The organism is Streptomyces sp. RK62 (assembly GCF_018070255.1).
In the GTDB taxonomy this organism is placed as follows: domain Bacteria; phylum Actinomycetota; class Actinomycetes; order Streptomycetales; family Streptomycetaceae; genus Streptomyces; species Streptomyces nigra.
Genome location: NZ_JAGPYD010000005.1, coordinates 116,576 through 133,972, shown reverse-complemented (window position 1 = coordinate 133,972; position 17,397 = coordinate 116,576). Strand labels below are relative to the sequence as shown.

The window sequence follows — 17,397 nt, the reverse complement described above, 5'->3', positions numbered from 1 at the left end:
AGTGTGCGGGCCGGTCTGTGCGTGTGCCGCCTACGCGGCTACGGCCGGTGTCCGTCGTGGTACCGGCGCAGCCGGGGGGTGCGTATGGCGGGGAGTCTGACCAGGGTGTACTCGAAGGCGTAGTCGTCGGGTGTCAGTGGGCGCCACGGGCGCGGCGGCAGAGGGTAGTCGTCGCGCAGGACGCCGTCCGGAAGCAAACCCGACGCAGGCAGCGGTGAGGTCTCGTCCGGGTGGGCGAGGAACGCCCAGACCCCGTTGTCCAACGGCACCACCTCCGCGTCGTCGGCTGGCGGGCGCCAGGGCGTGCCCGTGACGGGGTGGCGGGGCACGAGGAGTACGTCGGGACGGGGGCGGGGTGTACCGATCCCCGGGCCGGCCAGTCCGACGGTACGGGCGTCGGGACCGGTCGGCAGGTACCGGCCGACGGCGTGACCGAGCAGATCGGTGACGGGACCGGAGGGAAGGGCTACGGGACGGTCCTCAGTGACCGCCACGAGGTGGGCGAGGGCGACTCCGACGGCCGTCTCCCAGCGCCGGTTCCACGACCCGTCCGGGTCGACGGGTGGGACCCGGTGTTCGGCGCGTGCCAGATCGTCCCAGTCGGGCGGCGGCGCGGGAGGCAGCACCGAAGGGCGGCGTAGGACCGCGTCGGGTTCCAGCCATACCGTCTGCCACCGCCCACAGTCGTCGATGCGGGTCGCCACGGCTCGCCCGCAGCCCTCACATGCCAGGTTGGGGCCTGCCCGGCCGTCCACCCCCCAGCAGTGGCCGTCGCACTGCTCCAACAGCAGGGTCATGGAGCGGGAGTCGCCGGGGGCGATGACGATCCTGTTCCGCGCGCCGAAGGACACGGCGGGGACCGGTGCGTATATGCCCTGTCGGGCGGCCGCGTCGGTTCCGACGTCCGACCACGGCCGCCACGGCGGTCCAGTGGGTCGAGGGTCCACGGCGTACGTCGCGGGCTCCATCAGCGCGGGAAGCAACTCTTGCCATGACCCATGGTGGGCGTGGACCGGGAGGGCCACCTGGGACACCGGCGCCGTCAACTCCGTGCCACACCCAGCACACACGAACACGTGCAAACAAAGCCTCCTCGCCCGGAAACCCGGTAAGTGTGTCTCCTCTCCCGACGGAACGCACCGTCTTTTTTGGCGGAGGGCGGAGGACCGCGTCACCGCCTGCACGCGGTCCACGAGGGCGAGACTGCCGGTGCCGGTGGGTCGAGTCGGTTGATGAGGGTACGGCTGACCCGCTGGAGTTCCTCGTCGTGGGTGATGTTCTGGAATCGGCCGCCGCGCCGTGGCTGGGCCAGTTGCTCGCGGAGGAAGGGCAGGGCCGGTGCCGCGAGGGGGCCCATGCGGTCGAGGCAAGTGACGACATGGTTGGCAGTCGCGGGGTTCTGGGTCATGGCCTGCAGCAGGGTGCCCAGGACGGCCGGTGCCTCGGTCTCGCCACCGATCTCCCAGAGCGCGGCCGCGCAGTGCACCCGGACCCATTCGTAGTCGTGCGTCAGAAGCTCCCGTAGGCGTGGCACGGCGGCGGAGGCGGGCGGGCCTATCTCGCCGAGCACATCGGCGGCGTCACTGATCCGGAAGGTGATGCGGTCGTCGAGGAGGCCCAGCAGGAGGGGCATGGCCTCGGTCAGGTCGCCGCCGACGGCCCACAGCGCGGTGACGGCTGCGGGGCGGACGTGTCCGCCGGTGGCGGTGGTGAGGGAACGGATCGAGTCCTGTGCCTCGGCGGCCGCCGGGCCGAATGATCGCAGGGCTTTGAGGGCCGACCTCGTGACGCCGTGCTGCTCATGGCGTACTGCGGCGTCGAGTGCGTCCACGACCACGGGAACGGCCGCCGGGTCGCCCAGCTCCGCCAGGGCGGTCAGCAGGGCGTTGGCGCTCATCTCCGTCCACTGCTGGGACAGGTCGAGGCGGCGCAGATGGTCGCAGAGCCGGGGGACCAACTCGCTCGCGGCCTGCGGCACATGGGCGGCGACCTGGACCGCACGCCAGGCGTCCACGCCGCCGTCCAGCGCGGTCAGCAGACTGGGGACGGCGCGTGGGTCGCCGAGGCCTGCCAGGGCCCGGACCGCCTCCTGGTGGCTTCTGCGCAGCACCGCGTCGGGGGCCGCCCATACGCCTGGGCCATGGGTGGCCCGGTGGGCGTCGACGTGCGTGGCGAGCGCCTCCCGGGCCGGGCCGGCGATCGGGTGGCAGGAGGCCAGGACGGCCGCGGCCTCGGCGGCGACCTCCTGGTCGGGCGTGCTGAGCTGGTCGGCGACCAGCATCACCAGCCGAGCGTGATCCCCTCGCCAGGCCCGCATCAGCTCCCCGCTCATACGCACCGCGTCCAGCCGCGCGCCCGGGTCGGGGCTGGCCAACTGCTCGGCCAGCAGGGCAGTGCGCTCGGGTACGCGGGAGTCCAGAACCTCGTGGAACGTACGCAGCAGGCCCGTGGTCGGTGCGTACACGCGCGCGTCCCGGTCGAGATCGGCGAAAGCGGCGACGATCTGCGGGGGAACCCCGTCCGCCGGGGGTGCCGGGTGGTGGCTTGGGGCCGGTTGGATGGGCCGGGCAGGCAGGACACCGGCGATCTCGCGCAGGAGGCCGACGGTGGCCGGTACGACCGTCTCGTCGACCATCTCCGGTGCGCAACGGGCCCGTTGGACCACGGCCGCCAGCCGGGTCACCGGGTCCTGGGCCGGGTCGGCGGCGAGCGTGGTGAGCCAGTTCGACGTTTCGTCCTTTGCCGCCGGCAGGCGTAGGGCCATGGTGGCTGCCGCGTCCGTGATGCGGAGACGCGCGGTGATGCCTTGCTCGGCGGCGAGTCGTTCGCGCAGCAGTGCGGCGGCTAGATCGGGGTCTTCCAGGAAGAGCCCGATCCCGCCGATGGCGGCCAGGCGCACGTCCGGGTCGTGATCGCGGGCGAGTTCGGCGAACTGCGCGCCACGCTCACGCAGGAAGGTGACGGCCTGCGCGCAACCCATCGGGGGGTAGTACTCAATCTCGGTACCGTCCTCCTCGAAGCCTCGGTCCAGCGATTCCCGGCCGATGCTGACCACCAGCTCGACGACAGCGGCCCGGTCGGGTGTGCCGTGGTCGGCGGCCAATTCGAGAAGGAAGGGCAGACTGGCCGCCGTTGGGGGATACACACTGCCCTGGTGGTGGACCGCGTTGAAGAACCGGTCGAGGGCCGTGTGGCGTTCCTCGGCGTCCGGGGAGCGCAGGGCCCACAGCAGCCCCGGCACCTCCTCGGCCGAGCCGTATGCGTGCTCCATCGACGCCCAGTCGATGGCGTGGAGTCCGTCGAACATGATCCGAACCATGCCAGGCGGCACTGACAACGGTGGCTAAGCGCGGGGGCTACCGGCAACCCGGGCCCGCTGGAGTTTGCGTGTGAAGCGGTGCATGTGGGGGTCGAGCACGTCGTCCGACTCCGCGAGTACCTGGTCCGGGGTGAGCCACCGGATGGCGCTGAACTCCCCCTCGTCGTAGGAGGTGATGGTGTCAGCGTCGGCGGCGAGGAGGTACCAGAGCGAGACGTCGGTGTGTACGCCCGGCCCCCGCGTGTCCGTCACGGTGAGGAAGAAGGGCGACCCGCCGGTGCTCGGCGACGCGATGGCCTCGATGCCGAGTTCCTCTTGGCATTCGCGCACGACCGTGGCCCACGGGTCCTCGTCCGGTTCGACGTGTCCGCCGGTCGGCAGCCACAGGCCCGCCTTGCGGTGGGCTACGAGCAACAGCCGGTCGCTCGTGTCGTCGAGGACGACGAAGTAACTCACCAGGTGCATTGGGGGGACGTCTGGCTTGCGCACCCGGTGGAGCGGGGCCCCGCTCGAGATCCACTGCCTCGTGGTGTTCAGGTGGGTGCCTTCCAGGCTGTCCCACGGTTCGATGGTGCCGATCGCATTCAGCAGGTGGGCACGCGACTGTTCGTCACTTTCGAGGGACGGGCGGCCGGTTGAGGTCATCCGCGCATCCTGACAGACGCCACCGACAGGCCAACGCCTCGCGCGGGCCCGTGAGACTCGTCCCTTGGGGCCTTTCGTTTGGATCAGCCGTTCAGGACGCCGCTGACCTCGGTCACCGGGGTGGTGTCCGCAGGGCGCGGAACCGTGACGCGGACCGGCTTCCCGACATCCGAGAGGGTCATCGTCGATGTCACCCCGGCGCCGGACATGTTGACGTTCATACGGACCCGCACCAGGCGTCCCTTGCCGTCGATCCAAGCGTCCGCGAAAACCGGGAGATCGCCGCCCAGGGCGTCGCGGGTTCGGTCGATCTTCGTGCGGACGTCCGGGGCGGTGCGGAGAGTGGTGGTGCGGTGGTCGAGGATGCCTCGGTAGTGCGCCGTACGCACGCCCTCGACCTTCTCCTCGCCCTGTCGGGAGATCTTGCGCATCGCGGCGATCTGCTGCAGGACGTGCTCGGGGTCGTTCAGCGGTGCCCGCAGCAGGTAGTGGGCCTCGGCCTTGTCCCGGGCCATGACTGCCCAGTTGTCCACGCCGGATCCCTGGACGCCGTTGATGTAGATCTTGCCGTCCGCGAACACCTGCTCGCTGTGGTCGATCGCACCGCCGGGGAGATCGACCTCCAGATGGCCTCGATCCGCGGCGAAGTCGAAGCCGCCGGCGATGGAGAGGCGGTAGACCTGGCCATCGCCCTCAATCTCGATCTCCTGGTCGAAGCCGGCGCTGTCCTGACGAAGCGCCGCAACAGCCTTCCGCACGGCGGATTGTTGGTCTGCCGATGCCGATGCCGATGCCTTCGCCGACTCAGCCTTGTCATTGCTATCCGCGTCTGCTGCGGAGCAGCCGGCACACAACAGCACGACGGCAGCGACGAGTACCAGTGGACGGCGACTCATAAAAACTCTCCGAAGCTTCTGAGCGAGCGTCCTGCCCCTCGCGGCACGCCTCGCGCGGCGATCTTACGAAGTCGTGCACAACAGTGCGAACGAAATGTGCTCGCCCTCGGTTCGGCCCACAGCGAAGCCCTCCCGCACGACCGATCTTCAGCGATCCGCAGACGCCTCCAGCGCTTGCAGCACCTTCCGCACTTCGCCACGCCACTGATCCTCATCGGCCCCGTCCACCCAACCGATCGCCATTTCGGATCTTCCTGGCGGCGGCAGGGGTGCCGGTCCTGGATGGCATCGGGGCGGTCGGCCAGGGGGCACATGCCCGCTCGGAGCGCACGTCCGTGTCCGGCATGGTGTTCCGGTCGGCGCTGGCGGCCGGCGTTCTCACGGCACTTGTCGGGAGGGAGTGAGTCGCTGGGCGACGGGGGGGCGGTGTCCAGCCCGTTCAGGCGGGCCGCGCCGACGTGGGCGCTCGCCTCTAGAGCCTGTCTGACAAATGATCACCTGGCCGTTTCGCGGAGCCAGAGAATCAGGGAGGCTAGGACGACTCCCGCGCGGTAGCGGTCCGCGCGCTTGTCGAACCTGGTTGCGATCGCACGGAACCGCTTGAGGCGAGCGAAGCATCGTTCGACCACGTTGCGGTCGCGATAGATCTCCCTGTCAAAGGCGGGTGGCCGGCCACCGAAGCGCCCCCTGCGTCGACGGTTGGCCACCTGGTCGCGGCGCTCGGGGATCGTGGCGGCGATGCCCCGACGCCTCAGCAGATGACGGATGGCCCTGCTGGAGTAGGCCTTGTCACCCAGCACACGGTCCGGTGTCGTGCGCGGGCGGCCCGTGCCAGCGCGCGGGATGCGGACCCCGTCGAGGACGTCGGCGAACGCGGTGGCGTCGTTGACGTTTCCGGGTGTGAGCACGATCGACAGCGGCAGTCCCCGGCCGTCGACGGCGAGATGGACCTTGATGGTCAGCCCGCCCCGGGACCGACCGAGTGCCTGATACGCCTGCGAGCGGCCCGGATCTTCCAGTTCGTCCCTGTCTACGTCCCCCTTTTACGGGCGCCCGCGGCGTGCTGGTGGGCCCGGTTGATCGTGGAGTCAACGGCGACGATCCACTCCACCCGGCCCCCCGCGTCATCATGGACCTGGACATGCTCCAGCAGCTTCGCCCACGTGCCATCGGCCTCCCAGCGGGCGAACCGCTCGTAGACGGTCTGCCACGGCCCATACCGCTCGGGCAGGTCGCGCCAAGGGGCCCCGGTCCGTAGCCGCCACAGCACGCCGTGGACCACCTGCCGGTGATCACGCCACGGACGGCCCGTCCGTCCACCTGGGGCAAAAGGGGCTCTATCCGCCCCCATGCCGCATCCGTCAACTCACCTCGATCTACCACAAGATCAATTATCAGACCGGCTATAGAGTCCTGCCCGTGGTGAATCATCAGGACGAGACCAGGACGGCCTACGACGGAGTCGTCGAGCTGTACGCATCGCTGTTCGCAAACCGGCTGGAGACACAGCCTTTCTCCCGGACCATGATCGGCACCTTCGCCGAACTGGTGCGCGCGACGGGCAACCCGCGGGCAGCGGACGTCGGGTGCGGTCCCGGACATCTGACAGCCATGCTGCACGAACTGGGCCTGGACGCCTTCGGACTCGGCCTCGCCCCCGGCATGATCGACCACGCCCGGCAGGCCCATCCGGCGCTGCGCTTCCAGGAAGCGCGGATGGAATCCCTGCCGATCGAGGACGCCGCGCTCGGCGGCGTACTGGCCCACTACTCGATGATCCACACCCCCCCGGGAGAACTGCCGGAGCTGCTCGCCGAGCAGGCACGTGTCCTGGCGCCGGATGGCCTGCTCCTGGTCTCCTTCTTCGGGACCGACGAACAAGAACCGGTCCGCTTCGACCACAAGGTGGCGCCTGCCTACAGCTGGCCGGCGGATCGCCTCGCCGAACTGCTGGTCGACGCCGGGCTCGTTCCCTTCGCCCGGTTGCTCCACGATCCAGCCTCCGAAAGGGGCTTCCTCGACGCCCATCTGCTGGCCCGCCGTTCGTAGGCCCTGCCCGGTAATCCCCGCCGGACGGTCGGCGCACCTCCCGATTGCCAACTCAGCCGAACCTCGCTGATTGGACGGGAATTGTCAGACAGGCTCTAGTAACTGTCGTAGCTGGGCTCCCCGTTCGTGCGGTAGACGCCGACGACGGTGCCGCCCTTGGTCGTCGTCACGCTGACCGGCTCCAGCGCGGTCGGGATCGCTCCGTCGGCGAACAGCCGCTTGCCGGTGCCGATGATGACCGGGTGGATGGTGAGCCGGTACTCGTCCACGAGGCCGTGTCGCATGAGGGTCTGGGCGAGGTCGCCGCTGCCGACGACGCTGATGGCACCGCCGTCGGATTCCTTCAGCTTGCGGACGGCGTCGGCGGCGTCGCCTTGGAGCAGCTCGGAGTTCTGCCAGTCGAGGGACGTCAGGGTGCGGGAGGCGACGTACTTCCGCATGCTGTTCATCCGGTCGGTGAAGGGGTTGCCGGGATCGGCGGTCGGCCAGTACGACGCGAAGATCTCGTACGTCTTCCGGCCGAGCAGCATGGCGTCGAAATCCTCGTACCAGCCGCCGATGGCCGCGCCGACCTCGTCGTCGTCCACCGGCTTCTGCCAGCCGCCGTGCTCGAAGCCGCTCTGCTTGTCCTCGTCCGGACCGCCCGGCGCCTGCATGACGCCGTCCAGGGTCAGGAACGTGCAAACGATGATCTTGCGCATGGTGCGCTCCCTTCGTCTTGTCGAAGGGGTAGACGGCACGACCGCCGCAAAGTCATCGGCTCTATGGGGAGCAGCACCCGATTCGCTCGGTGTCGCGCGCCCGTCACGGCCGTCGGGCAGACTGAACGCATGGAGTACGTCGGCCGGGCGCCCTGTCCTCCCCTCGACCGGTTCGTCGACGACATCTACTGTCTCAGCGGGGTGCCGCGTCACCGCCGGATGAACATCCCTCCGATGCCGTCCGCTCACCTCTTCCTCAACCTCGGCGACCCCGTCCTCCTGCGGGACTCCGCTCCCGGGGTCCCGCCGGCCGTGCTGGCCGAGGGGTGGTTCATGGGCCTGTGGACCAGGCGTTTCGTCGTCGAGTACCCCGCACGGGTCCGGCTCGTGGGGGTGCACTTCAAGCCCTGGGGGCTGGCGCCGTTCGTCGGCGTTCCGGCGAGTGAGCTGCGGGACCGGTGGCTACCGGTCGACACCGTCTGGCGACGCTCGGTGGACCGTATCCGCAACCGGATCGGCGACACCGGGTCGGCGGCCCACACGCTGGACGTGCTGGAAGCGGAACTGCTGTCGCGACTCGCCGAGGCACCGCCGCGCGGACTCGATCTCGTCCTGCACGCGGGCGGGCGTCTGGTCACGTCCGGCGGCGCGGTTCCGGTCGCCGCGCTGGCCACGGAGGCCGGGGTGAGCGGCAACCACCTGGCCGCGCAGTTCAAGGCTCATGCAGGGGTCACCCCGAAACGGCTGGCGCGGATCTACCGCTTCGCACGGCTGATCCTTGCCGTGGACGCCCGGCGTCCGACCGGCTGGCCGGAGCTCGCCTATACGGCGGGCTACTTCGATCAGGCGCACTTCAGCCGGGAGTTCAAGGATTTCACGGGCCACACGCCTACGGAATATCTGGCGCTGCGCCGCCGGTTCCCGGCCGCGCCGGGGTTTCCGCCGGACGCCGGGCCGATGCCCGCCGATTGATTTCTTACAAGCCCTCTCCCGGGTCGGCACGGCAAGATCGGCTGTGCACGAGTGTGTGCGGGTCTGTACCGGTGTGTACGGACGGGGACGGGGACGACGTGCACACGCAGACGGAGTCGAGGAGGATCCCGTGGGCACAGTGATCATGCACAACGTCGTGTCGGTGGACGGCTTCATCGCCGACGATCACGACGACGTGGGGCCGCTTCACGAGTGGTACTTCAGCGGGGACACCCCGATCGGCGCAGGTGGGGACCAGCAGGACGCGTACGACCACTCCAGCGTCGGCAGCGCCTTCAAGGTCTCGCGTGCGTCGGCGCAGTACGTCGGGCCGATGTGGGAGTCGATCGGCACGATCGTGATGGGCCGCCGCTTCTTCGACCTGACGAACGGCTGGGAGGGTCATCAGCCCGCGGGCGACCATGTGGTCGTGGTGTCGCATCGGCCCAAGCCTGAGGGCTGGCATCCGGAGGCCTCCTATCACTTCGTCGACGGGGTGACGGCAGCGATCGACAAGGCGCAGGAGCTCGCCGGGGAGCGGGTCGTCGCGGTGAGCGCCGGCGAGGTCGGGGGTCAGGTCCTCGCGGCGGGTCTCGTGGACGAGGTGGCCATGGACGTGGTGCCGGTGGTGTTCGGCTCGGGCAGGCGGTACTTCGGGAGCATCGACGGGCAGGTCCTGCTGGAGGATCCGCACGTGGTCATCCAGGGCGACCGGGTGCTGCACCTCAGGTACAGGGTGCGCCGCTGAGGACCATAGGTGCGATGAGTTCGCCGGTCGGCTGAGGTCTTCCTTCCGACGGGGAGCGAAGGATGGAGGCGGCAATCATGGGTGGACCGATCCGGCTGTACATGTCGATGTCCCTCGACGGCTTCATCGCCGGTCCGGACGACCGGCCGGGGCAGGAGCTCGGGCGACGCGGTGGACGTCTCTTCAACTGGCTCGACGACCGTGAGTCCGACGGGCCGAGCGGCCAGGTCTACCGTGAGGCGCTGGCGACCGGGGCGGTGATCTCCGGCCGGCGCACCTTCGAGCTCGCCGGGCGCTGGCAGGGCGACCACCACGACGGCGTGCCGATCCTCGTTCTCACCCACCAGGTGGACGACGGGGACGTGCCGCTGGGGCAGGCGCGTTTCGTCACCGACGTCGAGGACTGCGCCCGTCAGGCTCGCGCGGCGGCGGGGACCCTGCCGGTGATGGTCCACGGGGCGGGGGCAGCGCAAGCGCTTCTGCGGGCCGGGCAGCTGGACGAGATGGAGATCCACCTGGTTCCGGTCCTCCTCGGGGACGGTCGACGGCTGTTCGACCAGCTGGGGGACGATCACATCGAACTGGACCTCGTACGCCGGCTCGAGGACCGCGACGTCACGCACCTCCGCTACCGGGTGCGCCGACCCGAGGAGGTCGCGTGAAGACGCTCTTCGTCTCCTACCGCGTCACGGACCTGGACCGCTCGCTCGACTTCTACACCGCCCTGGGCTACGCCGAACTGGGCAGAGTCGCGCTCGGCGACGGCGCTCACCTCGTACTCCTCAGGTTCCCGGAAGAACCGGCGGCCTCGCTCGAACTGGTCCACCGTCCCGGCGACGGCCAGGTGGACGTCGGCAGCGGCTTCGATCACCTCGCGATCCAGGTGGAGGACCTCACCGCCACCCTGAAGCGGCTCGCCAAGGCAGGTCTGAGGCCCGGAGCCCTGCAGTATCCGGGTGGCCCCGGCGGCCCGAAGACCTCGTGGCTGACGGATCCGGACGGCTACCGGATCGAGCTGGTGGAGTGGCCGAGGAGCCACGGCAGCGGCATCACGCCGGAGGACTTCGCCTGAGGTGACGGCGGTGCTCCTTTCGCCGCCTTCCAGGATGCCGTGCCGCGGCGCAGGCTCAGGACGACCGGCCGACCGAGAGGTCGTGAGTGGTGCCGTCGGCTACGGCCTGGAGCTTGTCCGGGTTGGCCACGTTGTGGATGGCGGTGATACGGCCGTCCCCGTCGAAGTCGAAGGTGACGGTGGCGATCACGCCTGCCGGTCCGCTGAACACGATTCCCGGCCCGCCGTTGAGCTCGACGAGTCCGGCGTTCATGTCGGCCGGCTCCACGCCCTGGTAGGTGACGGTGCCGATGGCCGCGAACCAGGAGGCCACCGTGGTCGCGCCGACGACAGGGCGCAGGGCCTGGCGGACCTTGCCGCCGCCGTCGGTCCACAGGGTGACGTCCGGGGAGAGCAGTTCCATCAGGGCGTTGACGTCACCGCCGGTGGCCGCGGCGAAGAACCGCTCGGTGGCCGCGCGCTGCCGTGCCCGGTCGGCCGCGAAGCGCGGGCGCCGGGCCCGTACGTGCTCGCGGGCCCGGTGCGCCGCCTGCCGCACCGCGCTCTCGGAACGCTCCAGCGCCTCGCCGATCTCGGCGTGGCTGAAGTCGAAGACCTCCCTCAGCACGAACACCGCGCGCTCCAGCGGGCTGAGCGTCTCCAGCACCACCAGCATGGCCATCGACACCGACTCGGCGTCGACGACGGCCTCGGAGGCGTCGCCCGTGGTGAGGACGGGTTCCGGCAGCCAGGGACCCACGTAGGTCTCGCGCTTGTGCCGTGCGGAACGGAGGCGTTCGAGTGCCAGGTTGGAGACGATCCTCGTCAGATACGCCTTGGGGTCGGCCACCTGCGAACGATCCGCGCCCGACCACTTGATCCACGCGTCCTGGACCGTGTCCTCGGCGTCGGCCGCGCTGCCGAGGACACGGTAGGCCACGGCGAACAGCAGCCGTCGGTGCTCATGGAAGACCGCCTGGCCGGGGGTGGCGGACGGGCCGGTCACCGGTTCCCCCTGATCCGGGTGAAGCGGCCACCGCGGGGCCAGAACGCGCCCGACGCCGGCATCTTCTTCATACGGCCGTACGTCGGCCAGGGCGAGGCGGTCACCGTCTCCTTGTACCGGACGGCCATGCGTCCCGTCAGGCAGAACCGGCGAGGGGTGTCATCCGGCCGCGTGAACTGCACCACGGCGTCGTGACGTCCGAGGCTCACCGGTGTGTGGTAGTAGCCGAAGCGGAACGGCTTGGGCTGCCTGCCCCTGAGCACGCGCTCGATCGACAGTGCGGCGTGCACGCCGGTCGGCATGCCGCCCTGGCAGGTGCCGTGCATGACGCCGTAGGCCTGGCGGATGGCGGCCGCGTCGCCGACCGCGTACACGTCGGGGTGGGACACCGACCGCAGCGCGGTGTCGGTGACGATCCGCCCGCGCTCGTCCACGGCCAGCCCGGCGGCGGCCGCCAGCGGCGACGTCCGTGTGCCGCTGGTCCACAGGACCGCGTCGGCCGCGACGGTCTCGCCGCCGGCCAGTTCCACCGCGCCGGGCAGCACCTTGGCCACCTCGACGCCGGAGCGCACCTGGACGCCCAACCGGTGGAGTGCGGCGTCCAGATACGTCTTGGCCCTCGGGTTCATGGTGGAACCGGGCTCCTGCCTGCCCAGGAGTACGACGTCGAGGTACGGGTGCTGTTCCGCGATCTCCGCCGCCGACTCGACGCCGGTGAGGCCACTGCCCGCGACCACCACCGTGCCGCTGCCGAGCCGGGCCAGCCGTTCGGCCAGGAACTCGGCGTCCTCGGCATTGCTGAGCGTGTGGGCATGCTCTTCGACGCCCGAAATGGCCGAGGTGTCGGTGGTGGTGCCGAGCCCGAACACGAGCGTGTCGTAGGGCAGGACCTGGTCGTCGTCGATCCGTACGGTCTTCGCGTCCGGGTCCACGGCCGTCACCCAGCCGCGTACGAAGCGTGCGTCCGTGCCCGCCAGGAGTTCGGCGATGCTCAGCTCGGCGAGCTGCCGCCCGGTCGCCGCCATGTGCAGCCTCATGCGCTCGGTGAACCGCTCCTGCGCGTTCACCAGGGTCACGTCCACGTCGTCGCGCCGCTTCGCCCGCGCCGCGAGCTGAACGGCCGCGGCCATGCCGGCGTACCCCGCCCCCAGGATCACGACGCGGTGGGCATGCGCCGCCGTACCCGTCTCGTGCTGTGCGTTCTTCATCGTTCCGTCCTCCGTCTATCGCGTCTTGACGCCCACGAGATGGGAGGAGAGGGCGCGAACGTGACACGGAGAATCTGTGATGCGCGTCACGGGCAGGGTGGGGTACTCGACCAGGCCATGGCCGTGGGCGGGCGGCAACGGAAGGGGGAGGGATGTCAGTCGACCTCGTCGGCTTCCTCGGTGTGGTGCTGCTGGCCTACGTCGTCCCTGGTCCGGACTTCCTCGTGGTGCTCAGATCGGCCACCGAACATCCCACCAAGGGGCGGGCGGCGGCGCTGGGCGCGCAGAGCGGGCTGTGCGTGCACATGCTGGCCGCCGCGGTCGGGCTGTCCGTGGTCGCCGCTCGCTCCCCGGTGATCTACGACGCGATCAGACTCGGGGGCGCGGGCTATCTCGTGTATCTCGGTGTCCGGGCTGTGCTCGCCGCCCGGCGTACGGCCCGCCCACGGGGCGCTCAGCGTCAGGCGATCGCGCCGGTTGTGACTGGGGGCGGTGGGTCCGGCAGTCGGTGGCGGTCGGGTTTCCGGCAGGGGCTCCTGACCAACGTGCTCAACCCGAAGGCTGCGCTGTTCTTCCTGAGCGTCCTGCCGCAGTTCGTCCACGGCGGCGGCTCACCGGCGCGGCAGATCTTCCTCCTCGGCATCCTGGACGTGCTCATCGGCGTGGCGTACTGGTTCGGCCTGGTCGCCGTCGCCGCACGGCTGCGCGCGCTCCTGGCCCGCCCCGCCATCCGCCATCGCTGGGAGCTGACGACCGGGTGGCTGTTCATCGCGGTCGGCGTCGGGGTCGCGGTGGCGGCGTGAGGAGTTGTGCGCCTCTATTTGTGCTCCGCCGGAGGGGCCCATAGCGATGCTGCCGGTCGCGCAGCTGTACGCGCGGGACGCACCGGATCCGCCCCGTGTCACCGCACCACCCGCACCTGAAGCTCATGCACTGACTGGACGACACCGGGTCAGGCGCCTTCCCCGTCCACAACTCGCTCGGCTGTGACGAGGTAGCCGGTGAATTCGACGTGTTGGCGCTTGAGTGCCCGTCCGTCCGCTTGCCTGACGGGCACCCATTCGGTTGTGCCCGGCACCGGGTGGCGCGCGTTCGACGTGCTCCCCGGAGGGACTACGTACCGGCAGTGCACTTCTGTGACGGTCAGCACCCGCAACCGGGTCGGCGCGGGGTCATCTCCCCGGCCATGGTGCTCCTCGCAGAAGTCGATCTCCGCAGCGCGATCGCGACCGACCAGGTCGGCGTAGTCCTCGGGATCGACCTCAAGCAGCTGCCACGAGACGACATCCCCCGGCGTGAAGCTCTCCCCGCAGCACTGGATCTGCCAGTCATCGACCCAAATCGTCAACGTCATGCCCTCATTGTCTGCGCGAGGTCGCGCAGGCGGTCGCCCGCCGGCCTTCGACATCGAGGCGTACCAGCAGCGCAACGCCGGATATCGTCCCAACCCCCGACGAGTGGCCTGTGGTCGTCTGGAGAAGACACGGCGACCCGCACTGGGCCCTGTTCGACTGCGGCATGACGGATTTCCTGCGGCGCCTCATGACTGCCGAATTCGACGCGTGCCCGCTGAGCGACCTCTCGCTGTCGGGGCGAGTAGGTACCTTCGTCCATCACGAGGAGCAGGAACGCCGCTTCCACGCAGGCCTGGACCCGGTGTCCGGCGAACCAGACCCGTGATACGCGGGCATGTTCGACTGACAGCGGGCCGACCTGGACGGCATCCGCAACATCTGTCGCAGTGGTGTACCCCCGCATCCACGAGGAGATCAGGGCGGGCGCCAGGGACATGTGAGGGCGCCGAGGACTTGTGTTGAGATATTCCCTTGGGCGCGGTGACGGCATCCGTCTACGGTGCGCGAATGGCTTCCCAGCGTGCCCTGTTACCGCGCTCGACACCGGCCGCCTCCGGGGTGTCGTCCCGTGCGATCGCCGCCCTGCTGGACCGGCTGGAGGCGGCATCGATCGAGTGTCATTCCCTCATGGTGGTGCGCCACGGTCACGTCGTCGCCGAGGGCTGGTGGGCGCCGTACTCGGCCGACCGGCCCCACCTGCTCTACTCGTTGACGAAGTCGTTCACGTCGGTCGCCGTGGGCCTGGCGGTCTCCGACGGGCTGCTCTCCCTGGACGATCGGGTGGTGGACGTACTGCCCGATCACGTCCCGGACAACCTCTCGGCGCAGGCGAGCCGGATCACCGTCCACCATCTGCTGTCGATGACGGCCGGCCACCCCGGGGACAGCCTCGCCGATGCCTGGGAGCTGGAGCCCGATGACCTGGTGAAGGGCTTCCTGAGCCTGCCGTTCACCGCGCCGGAGGGCACGCGGCACATCTACGACAACTCCACCACCTTCCTCCTGGCCCGCATGGTGGAACGGGTCACGGGCCGCGACCTCGACGACTTCCTCGACGACCGCCTCTTCAAGCCGATGGGCGTCGGCCACGCCGAATGGGACCGCGTGAAGAGCGGTGCCGTCTTCGGCTTCCATGGTCTGCACCTCACGACGGAGGCCATCGCCGCCTTCGGTGAACTGCTTCTGCGGGGAGGCGCGTGGGGTGGCCGCCAGCTCGTCCCGCACGAGTGGGTGGAGCTTGCGACACGGTGGCACGTCGCGTGCGAGCCGTTCCAGGACGGCACCGCCGACGCCGACTTCTCCTGCGGCTACGGCTACCAGTTCTGGATGTCGCGGCACGGCTACCACGGGCACGGCGCCTTCGGGCAGCAGTGTGTGGTGGTGCCAGCGCACGATCTGGTGGTCGCCGTGACCGCCCAGGGTGAGTCGCAGACGGTGTTCGACGCTCTGTGGGAGTGCCTGCTGCCCGGCTTGGACCGGCCGGAAAGCGCCGAGGACGACGAACTCCTCGCGGCCCGGCTGCGGCAGCTGGCCTTGCCGCCGGTGCCGGGTTCGTCGGCCGGTCCCGGCCCCGGTGGTTCGGTCAGCGGCGTACTCGACGCCTCCGCCGAGGACTCGGCTCTGCCCGACGGAACGACGGTGACCGTCGACAGCGCCGACGGCGGGTGGCTCGTACGCTTCGGGTCACTCTTCGACGTCGAGGTCGGGTTCGGCGACTGGCGCGAGAGCAGCCCGCTCGGCCGCCCCGTCGTGGCGTCCGGCGCCTGGCAGGGCAGTACCTTCGTCGCCGACCTCCTCCTCATCACCACCCCGCACCACGTCCGGCTGGTGGTGGACGGGGGCGCGGGGAAGACGACCGCCGTGTGGAGCACGGTGCCCCTCACCGGGCCCCGCCTGGAGCTGCACCTGCGGTCGCCCCTGATGACACGGCCGGACGTCGCGTGAGCCTTGCTGAGAAGATCACCGGCTCCGCCTGCGGGCCTGCCTCACCTCCTGGTCGACGGCCCAGACGTCGGCGACCGGGCCGAGGTGGCTGAGCTTGTCGGGGTTGATGACCGAGCGGATCGTCTGGATCTGTCCGTCGAGGACGTCGAGGGCGAGAATGTGGAGGACCTTGCCGTCGCGGTCGCGGAACAGCGCGCCGGGCTGGCCGTTGATGTCGTGGGGTTCGCAGGTGATGTCGACCTGGACCATGAGCGGGTAGACGGCGGCCAGCAGCCTGGCCACGTTCTCCGCGCCGGCGACGGCCCTGGCGAGCTGCGGCGCCTTGCCCCCGCCGTCCCCGACGAGCTGGACGTCGGCGGCCAGCAGACTCCGCAGCCCGTCCACGTCGCCGTCCGCCAGCGCCTCGAAGAACCGTCGCGCCAGCTCCTGCCGCTGTCGGCGGTCCGCTTCGAAACGGGGCCGCCCCTCGTGCATGTGCCGGCGCGCCCGTACGAGCAACTGCCGGCAGGCCGCCTCGGAACGCCCCACCGCGGCGGCGATCTCGTCGAAGCCGAACGCGAAGACCTCGCGCAGCACGAACACCGACCGCTCCAGCGGACTGAGCCGCTCCAGGAGCAGCAGTGCCGCCATCGACACGGAGTCGGCCAGCTCGGCCGCACGGGCCGGGTCCTCGTACGGGTCGTTCATCAGCGGCTCGGGCAGCCACGGGCCGACGTACTCCTCGCGCCGCACCCGTGCGGAGCGCAGTACGTCGATCGCGATCCTGGTCACCGTGGCGGACAGGAACGCCTTCGCCGACACGGGACGCGTGGTCGAGGCGTCGTAGCGGAGCCACGTCTCCTGCACCGCGTCCTCCGCCTCGCTCACGCTGCCCAGGATCCGGTACGCGATCGAGAACAGCAGCGGCCGCAGCTCCTCGAACTCCTCGACCTTGCCCACGTCTGTTTCTCCCCTACGGTCTGCCGGCCGCCCGGACATACTTGGCTCAGTGCTACTGGCTTTAGTGGTACTGGCCCACCTGGTAGTCGCCGGCCGGCTGCTGGGCGATGATGTTGAGCCGGTTGGCCGTGTTCATGAACGAGATCAGCAGGACGAGGGCGGCGAGCTGGTCCTCGTCGTAGTGCTTGGCGGCACGCGCCCAGACCTCGTCACTGACCCCGGTGGCCGCGTCCGCGACGCGGGTCCCCTGCTCGGCCAGCTCCAGCGCGGCACGCTCGGCCTCCGTGAAGACCGTCGCCTCCCGCCAGGCCGCGACCAGGTGCAGCCGCACCTGACTCTCACCGGCCGCCGCGGCGTCCTTGGTGTGCATGTCGATGCACACCGCGCACCCGTTGATCTGGCTCACGCGCAGCGCCACCAGTTCCTGTGTCGTGGCCGGGAGAGGCGATTGCTTCAACTCCCGGCCGACCGCCATGAAGTGCTTGAGCGCCTTGCCGGTGGTCGGGGCGGCGAAGTAGTTCAGTCGCGCGTCCATCGTCTGATCCTCCTGGGTCGTCAGGGTGC

At 70.1% G+C, this 17,397-nt stretch carries 18 protein-coding genes and 2 pseudogenes; 9 read left to right on the top strand and 11 right to left on the bottom strand.

What is annotated here, in order from left to right; genetic code table 11:
• Positions 1 to 38: 38 nt before the first annotated feature.
• The 4 genes from KBY32_RS11530 to KBY32_RS11515 form a co-directional block, all read right to left on the bottom strand.
• Complete coding sequence (locus tag KBY32_RS11530) at positions 39 to 851, bottom strand: hypothetical protein (protein WP_308293699.1); 813 nt, start codon at positions 849 to 851, stop codon at positions 39 to 41.
• Between the two features lie 320 nt (positions 852 to 1,171).
• Positions 1,172 to 3,307, bottom strand: a complete 2,136-nt coding sequence (locus KBY32_RS11525) for a HEAT repeat domain-containing protein (protein ID WP_210979855.1) — start codon at positions 3,305 to 3,307, stop codon at positions 1,172 to 1,174.
• A 36-nt stretch (positions 3,308 to 3,343) separates the two neighbouring features.
• Positions 3,344 to 3,784, bottom strand: a complete 441-nt coding sequence (locus tag KBY32_RS11520) for an NUDIX hydrolase (protein ID WP_247689323.1) — start codon at positions 3,782 to 3,784, stop codon at positions 3,344 to 3,346.
• 263 nt (positions 3,785 to 4,047) lie between these two features.
• Positions 4,048 to 4,860 carry an LppX_LprAFG lipoprotein gene (locus tag KBY32_RS11515; protein ID WP_210979853.1) on the bottom strand — a complete coding sequence of 271 codons (813 nt, stop codon included), beginning with the start codon at positions 4,858 to 4,860 and terminating at the stop codon, positions 4,048 to 4,050.
• 251 nt (positions 4,861 to 5,111) lie between these two features.
• Here KBY32_RS11515 and KBY32_RS35815 point away from each other — a divergent pair.
• A pseudogene (locus KBY32_RS35815) lies at positions 5,112 to 5,264 on the top strand (M20 family peptidase); the annotation flags it as partial.
• 68 nt (positions 5,265 to 5,332) lie between these two features.
• On the opposite strand, the pseudogene KBY32_RS11510 reads toward KBY32_RS35815, so the two are convergent.
• Positions 5,333 to 6,243: pseudogene (locus KBY32_RS11510) on the bottom strand (IS5 family transposase).
• A 36-nt stretch (positions 6,244 to 6,279) separates the two neighbouring features.
• Between KBY32_RS11510 and KBY32_RS11505 the strand changes: the two are divergent.
• Positions 6,280 to 6,909: a class I SAM-dependent methyltransferase gene (locus KBY32_RS11505; protein ID WP_210979852.1), complete on the top strand. Its 630-nt coding sequence runs from the start codon at positions 6,280 to 6,282 to the stop codon at positions 6,907 to 6,909.
• A gap of 95 nt (positions 6,910 to 7,004) precedes the next feature.
• Here the strand turns inward: KBY32_RS11505 and KBY32_RS11500 are convergent, their stop codons facing one another.
• Positions 7,005 to 7,610, bottom strand: a complete 606-nt coding sequence (locus KBY32_RS11500) for a dihydrofolate reductase family protein (RefSeq protein ID WP_210979851.1) — start codon at positions 7,608 to 7,610, stop codon at positions 7,005 to 7,007.
• Between the two features lie 129 nt (positions 7,611 to 7,739).
• Here KBY32_RS11500 and KBY32_RS11495 point away from each other — a divergent pair, with 129 nt between their 5' ends.
• The 4 genes from KBY32_RS11495 (at position 7,740) to KBY32_RS11480 (ending at position 10,402) form a co-directional block, all read left to right on the top strand.
• Positions 7,740 to 8,582, top strand: a complete 843-nt coding sequence (locus tag KBY32_RS11495) for a helix-turn-helix domain-containing protein (RefSeq protein WP_210979850.1) — start codon at positions 7,740 to 7,742, stop codon at positions 8,580 to 8,582.
• 130 nt (positions 8,583 to 8,712) lie between these two features.
• A complete protein-coding gene (locus KBY32_RS11490) occupies positions 8,713 to 9,330 on the top strand; it encodes a dihydrofolate reductase family protein (protein ID WP_055620386.1) in 618 nt (205 codons plus the stop codon).
• Between the two features lie 77 nt (positions 9,331 to 9,407).
• Positions 9,408 to 9,992 carry a dihydrofolate reductase family protein gene (locus KBY32_RS11485; RefSeq protein ID WP_210979849.1) on the top strand — a complete coding sequence of 195 codons (585 nt, stop codon included), beginning with the start codon at positions 9,408 to 9,410 and terminating at the stop codon, positions 9,990 to 9,992.
• Entirely contained in the window at positions 9,989 to 10,402 is a 414-nt protein-coding gene (locus KBY32_RS11480; protein WP_210979848.1) for a VOC family protein, read from the top strand. Before KBY32_RS11485 ends, KBY32_RS11480 begins: the two co-directional genes overlap by 4 nt.
• Before the next feature lie 55 nt (positions 10,403 to 10,457).
• On the opposite strand, the gene KBY32_RS11475 is transcribed toward KBY32_RS11480, so the two are convergent.
• Positions 10,458 to 11,387 (bottom strand): RNA polymerase sigma-70 factor, encoded by a 930-nt coding sequence (locus tag KBY32_RS11475; RefSeq protein WP_210979847.1) that lies wholly within the window; start codon positions 11,385 to 11,387, stop codon positions 10,458 to 10,460.
• Positions 11,384 to 12,595 carry an NAD(P)/FAD-dependent oxidoreductase gene (locus tag KBY32_RS11470; RefSeq protein WP_210979846.1) on the bottom strand — a complete coding sequence of 404 codons (1,212 nt, stop codon included), beginning with the start codon at positions 12,593 to 12,595 and terminating at the stop codon, positions 11,384 to 11,386. The genes KBY32_RS11475 and KBY32_RS11470 overlap by 4 nt, the downstream gene beginning before the upstream one ends.
• Positions 12,596 to 12,747: 152 nt before the next feature.
• Here KBY32_RS11470 and KBY32_RS11465 point away from each other — a divergent pair, with 152 nt between their 5' ends.
• A complete protein-coding gene (locus KBY32_RS11465; protein ID WP_210979845.1) occupies positions 12,748 to 13,398 on the top strand; it encodes a LysE family translocator in 651 nt (216 codons plus the stop codon).
• Positions 13,399 to 13,547: 149 nt separating this feature from the next.
• Here KBY32_RS11465 and KBY32_RS11460 read toward each other — a convergent pair whose 3' ends face one another.
• Positions 13,548 to 13,949, bottom strand: coding sequence for a DUF6578 domain-containing protein (locus tag KBY32_RS11460; protein WP_210979844.1), 402 nt, complete (start codon positions 13,947 to 13,949; stop codon positions 13,548 to 13,550).
• A 164-nt stretch (positions 13,950 to 14,113) separates the two neighbouring features.
• Here KBY32_RS11460 and KBY32_RS11455 point away from each other — a divergent pair, with 164 nt between their 5' ends.
• Positions 14,114 to 14,275, top strand: a complete 162-nt coding sequence (locus tag KBY32_RS11455) for a hypothetical protein (protein WP_210979843.1) — start codon at positions 14,114 to 14,116, stop codon at positions 14,273 to 14,275.
• Positions 14,276 to 14,457: 182 nt separating this feature from the next.
• Positions 14,458 to 15,894 carry a serine hydrolase gene (locus tag KBY32_RS11450; RefSeq protein ID WP_210979842.1) on the top strand — a complete coding sequence of 479 codons (1,437 nt, stop codon included), beginning with the start codon at positions 14,458 to 14,460 and terminating at the stop codon, positions 15,892 to 15,894.
• A gap of 15 nt (positions 15,895 to 15,909) precedes the next feature.
• Here the strand turns inward: KBY32_RS11450 and KBY32_RS11445 are convergent, their stop codons facing one another.
• Together KBY32_RS11445 and KBY32_RS11440 are read right to left on the bottom strand one after the other, a co-directional pair.
• Positions 15,910 to 16,833: an RNA polymerase sigma-70 factor gene (locus tag KBY32_RS11445; RefSeq protein ID WP_210979841.1), complete on the bottom strand. Its 924-nt coding sequence runs from the start codon at positions 16,831 to 16,833 to the stop codon at positions 15,910 to 15,912.
• A gap of 61 nt (positions 16,834 to 16,894) precedes the next feature.
• Positions 16,895 to 17,368: a carboxymuconolactone decarboxylase family protein gene (locus KBY32_RS11440; RefSeq protein WP_210979840.1), complete on the bottom strand. Its 474-nt coding sequence runs from the start codon at positions 17,366 to 17,368 to the stop codon at positions 16,895 to 16,897.
• Between the last annotated feature and the right edge of the window lie 29 nt (positions 17,369 to 17,397).

Coding starts and splice junctions, on each gene's coding strand:
- KBY32_RS11520 (WP_247689323.1), bottom strand. CDS start 3,784: ATGCACCTGGTGAGTTACTTCGTCGTCCTCGACGACACGAGCGACCGG.
- KBY32_RS11515 (WP_210979853.1), bottom strand. CDS start 4,860: ATGAGTCGCCGTCCACTGGTACTCGTCGCTGCCGTCGTGCTGTTGTGT.
- KBY32_RS11460 (WP_210979844.1), bottom strand. CDS start 13,949: ATGACGTTGACGATTTGGGTCGATGACTGGCAGATCCAGTGCTGCGGG.
- KBY32_RS11470 (WP_210979846.1), bottom strand. CDS start 12,595: ATGAAGAACGCACAGCACGAGACGGGTACGGCGGCGCATGCCCACCGC.
- KBY32_RS11525 (WP_210979855.1), bottom strand. CDS start 3,307: ATGTTCGACGGACTCCACGCCATCGACTGGGCGTCGATGGAGCACGCA.
- KBY32_RS11495 (WP_210979850.1), top strand. CDS start 7,740: ATGGAGTACGTCGGCCGGGCGCCCTGTCCTCCCCTCGACCGGTTCGTC.
- KBY32_RS11500 (WP_210979851.1), bottom strand. CDS start 7,610: ATGCGCAAGATCATCGTTTGCACGTTCCTGACCCTGGACGGCGTCATG.
- KBY32_RS11440 (WP_210979840.1), bottom strand. CDS start 17,368: ATGGACGCGCGACTGAACTACTTCGCCGCCCCGACCACCGGCAAGGCG.
- KBY32_RS11465 (WP_210979845.1), top strand. CDS start 12,748: ATGTCAGTCGACCTCGTCGGCTTCCTCGGTGTGGTGCTGCTGGCCTAC.
- KBY32_RS11485 (WP_210979849.1), top strand. CDS start 9,408: ATGGGTGGACCGATCCGGCTGTACATGTCGATGTCCCTCGACGGCTTC.
- KBY32_RS11455 (WP_210979843.1), top strand. CDS start 14,114: ATGACGGATTTCCTGCGGCGCCTCATGACTGCCGAATTCGACGCGTGC.
- KBY32_RS11450 (WP_210979842.1), top strand. CDS start 14,458: ATGGCTTCCCAGCGTGCCCTGTTACCGCGCTCGACACCGGCCGCCTCC.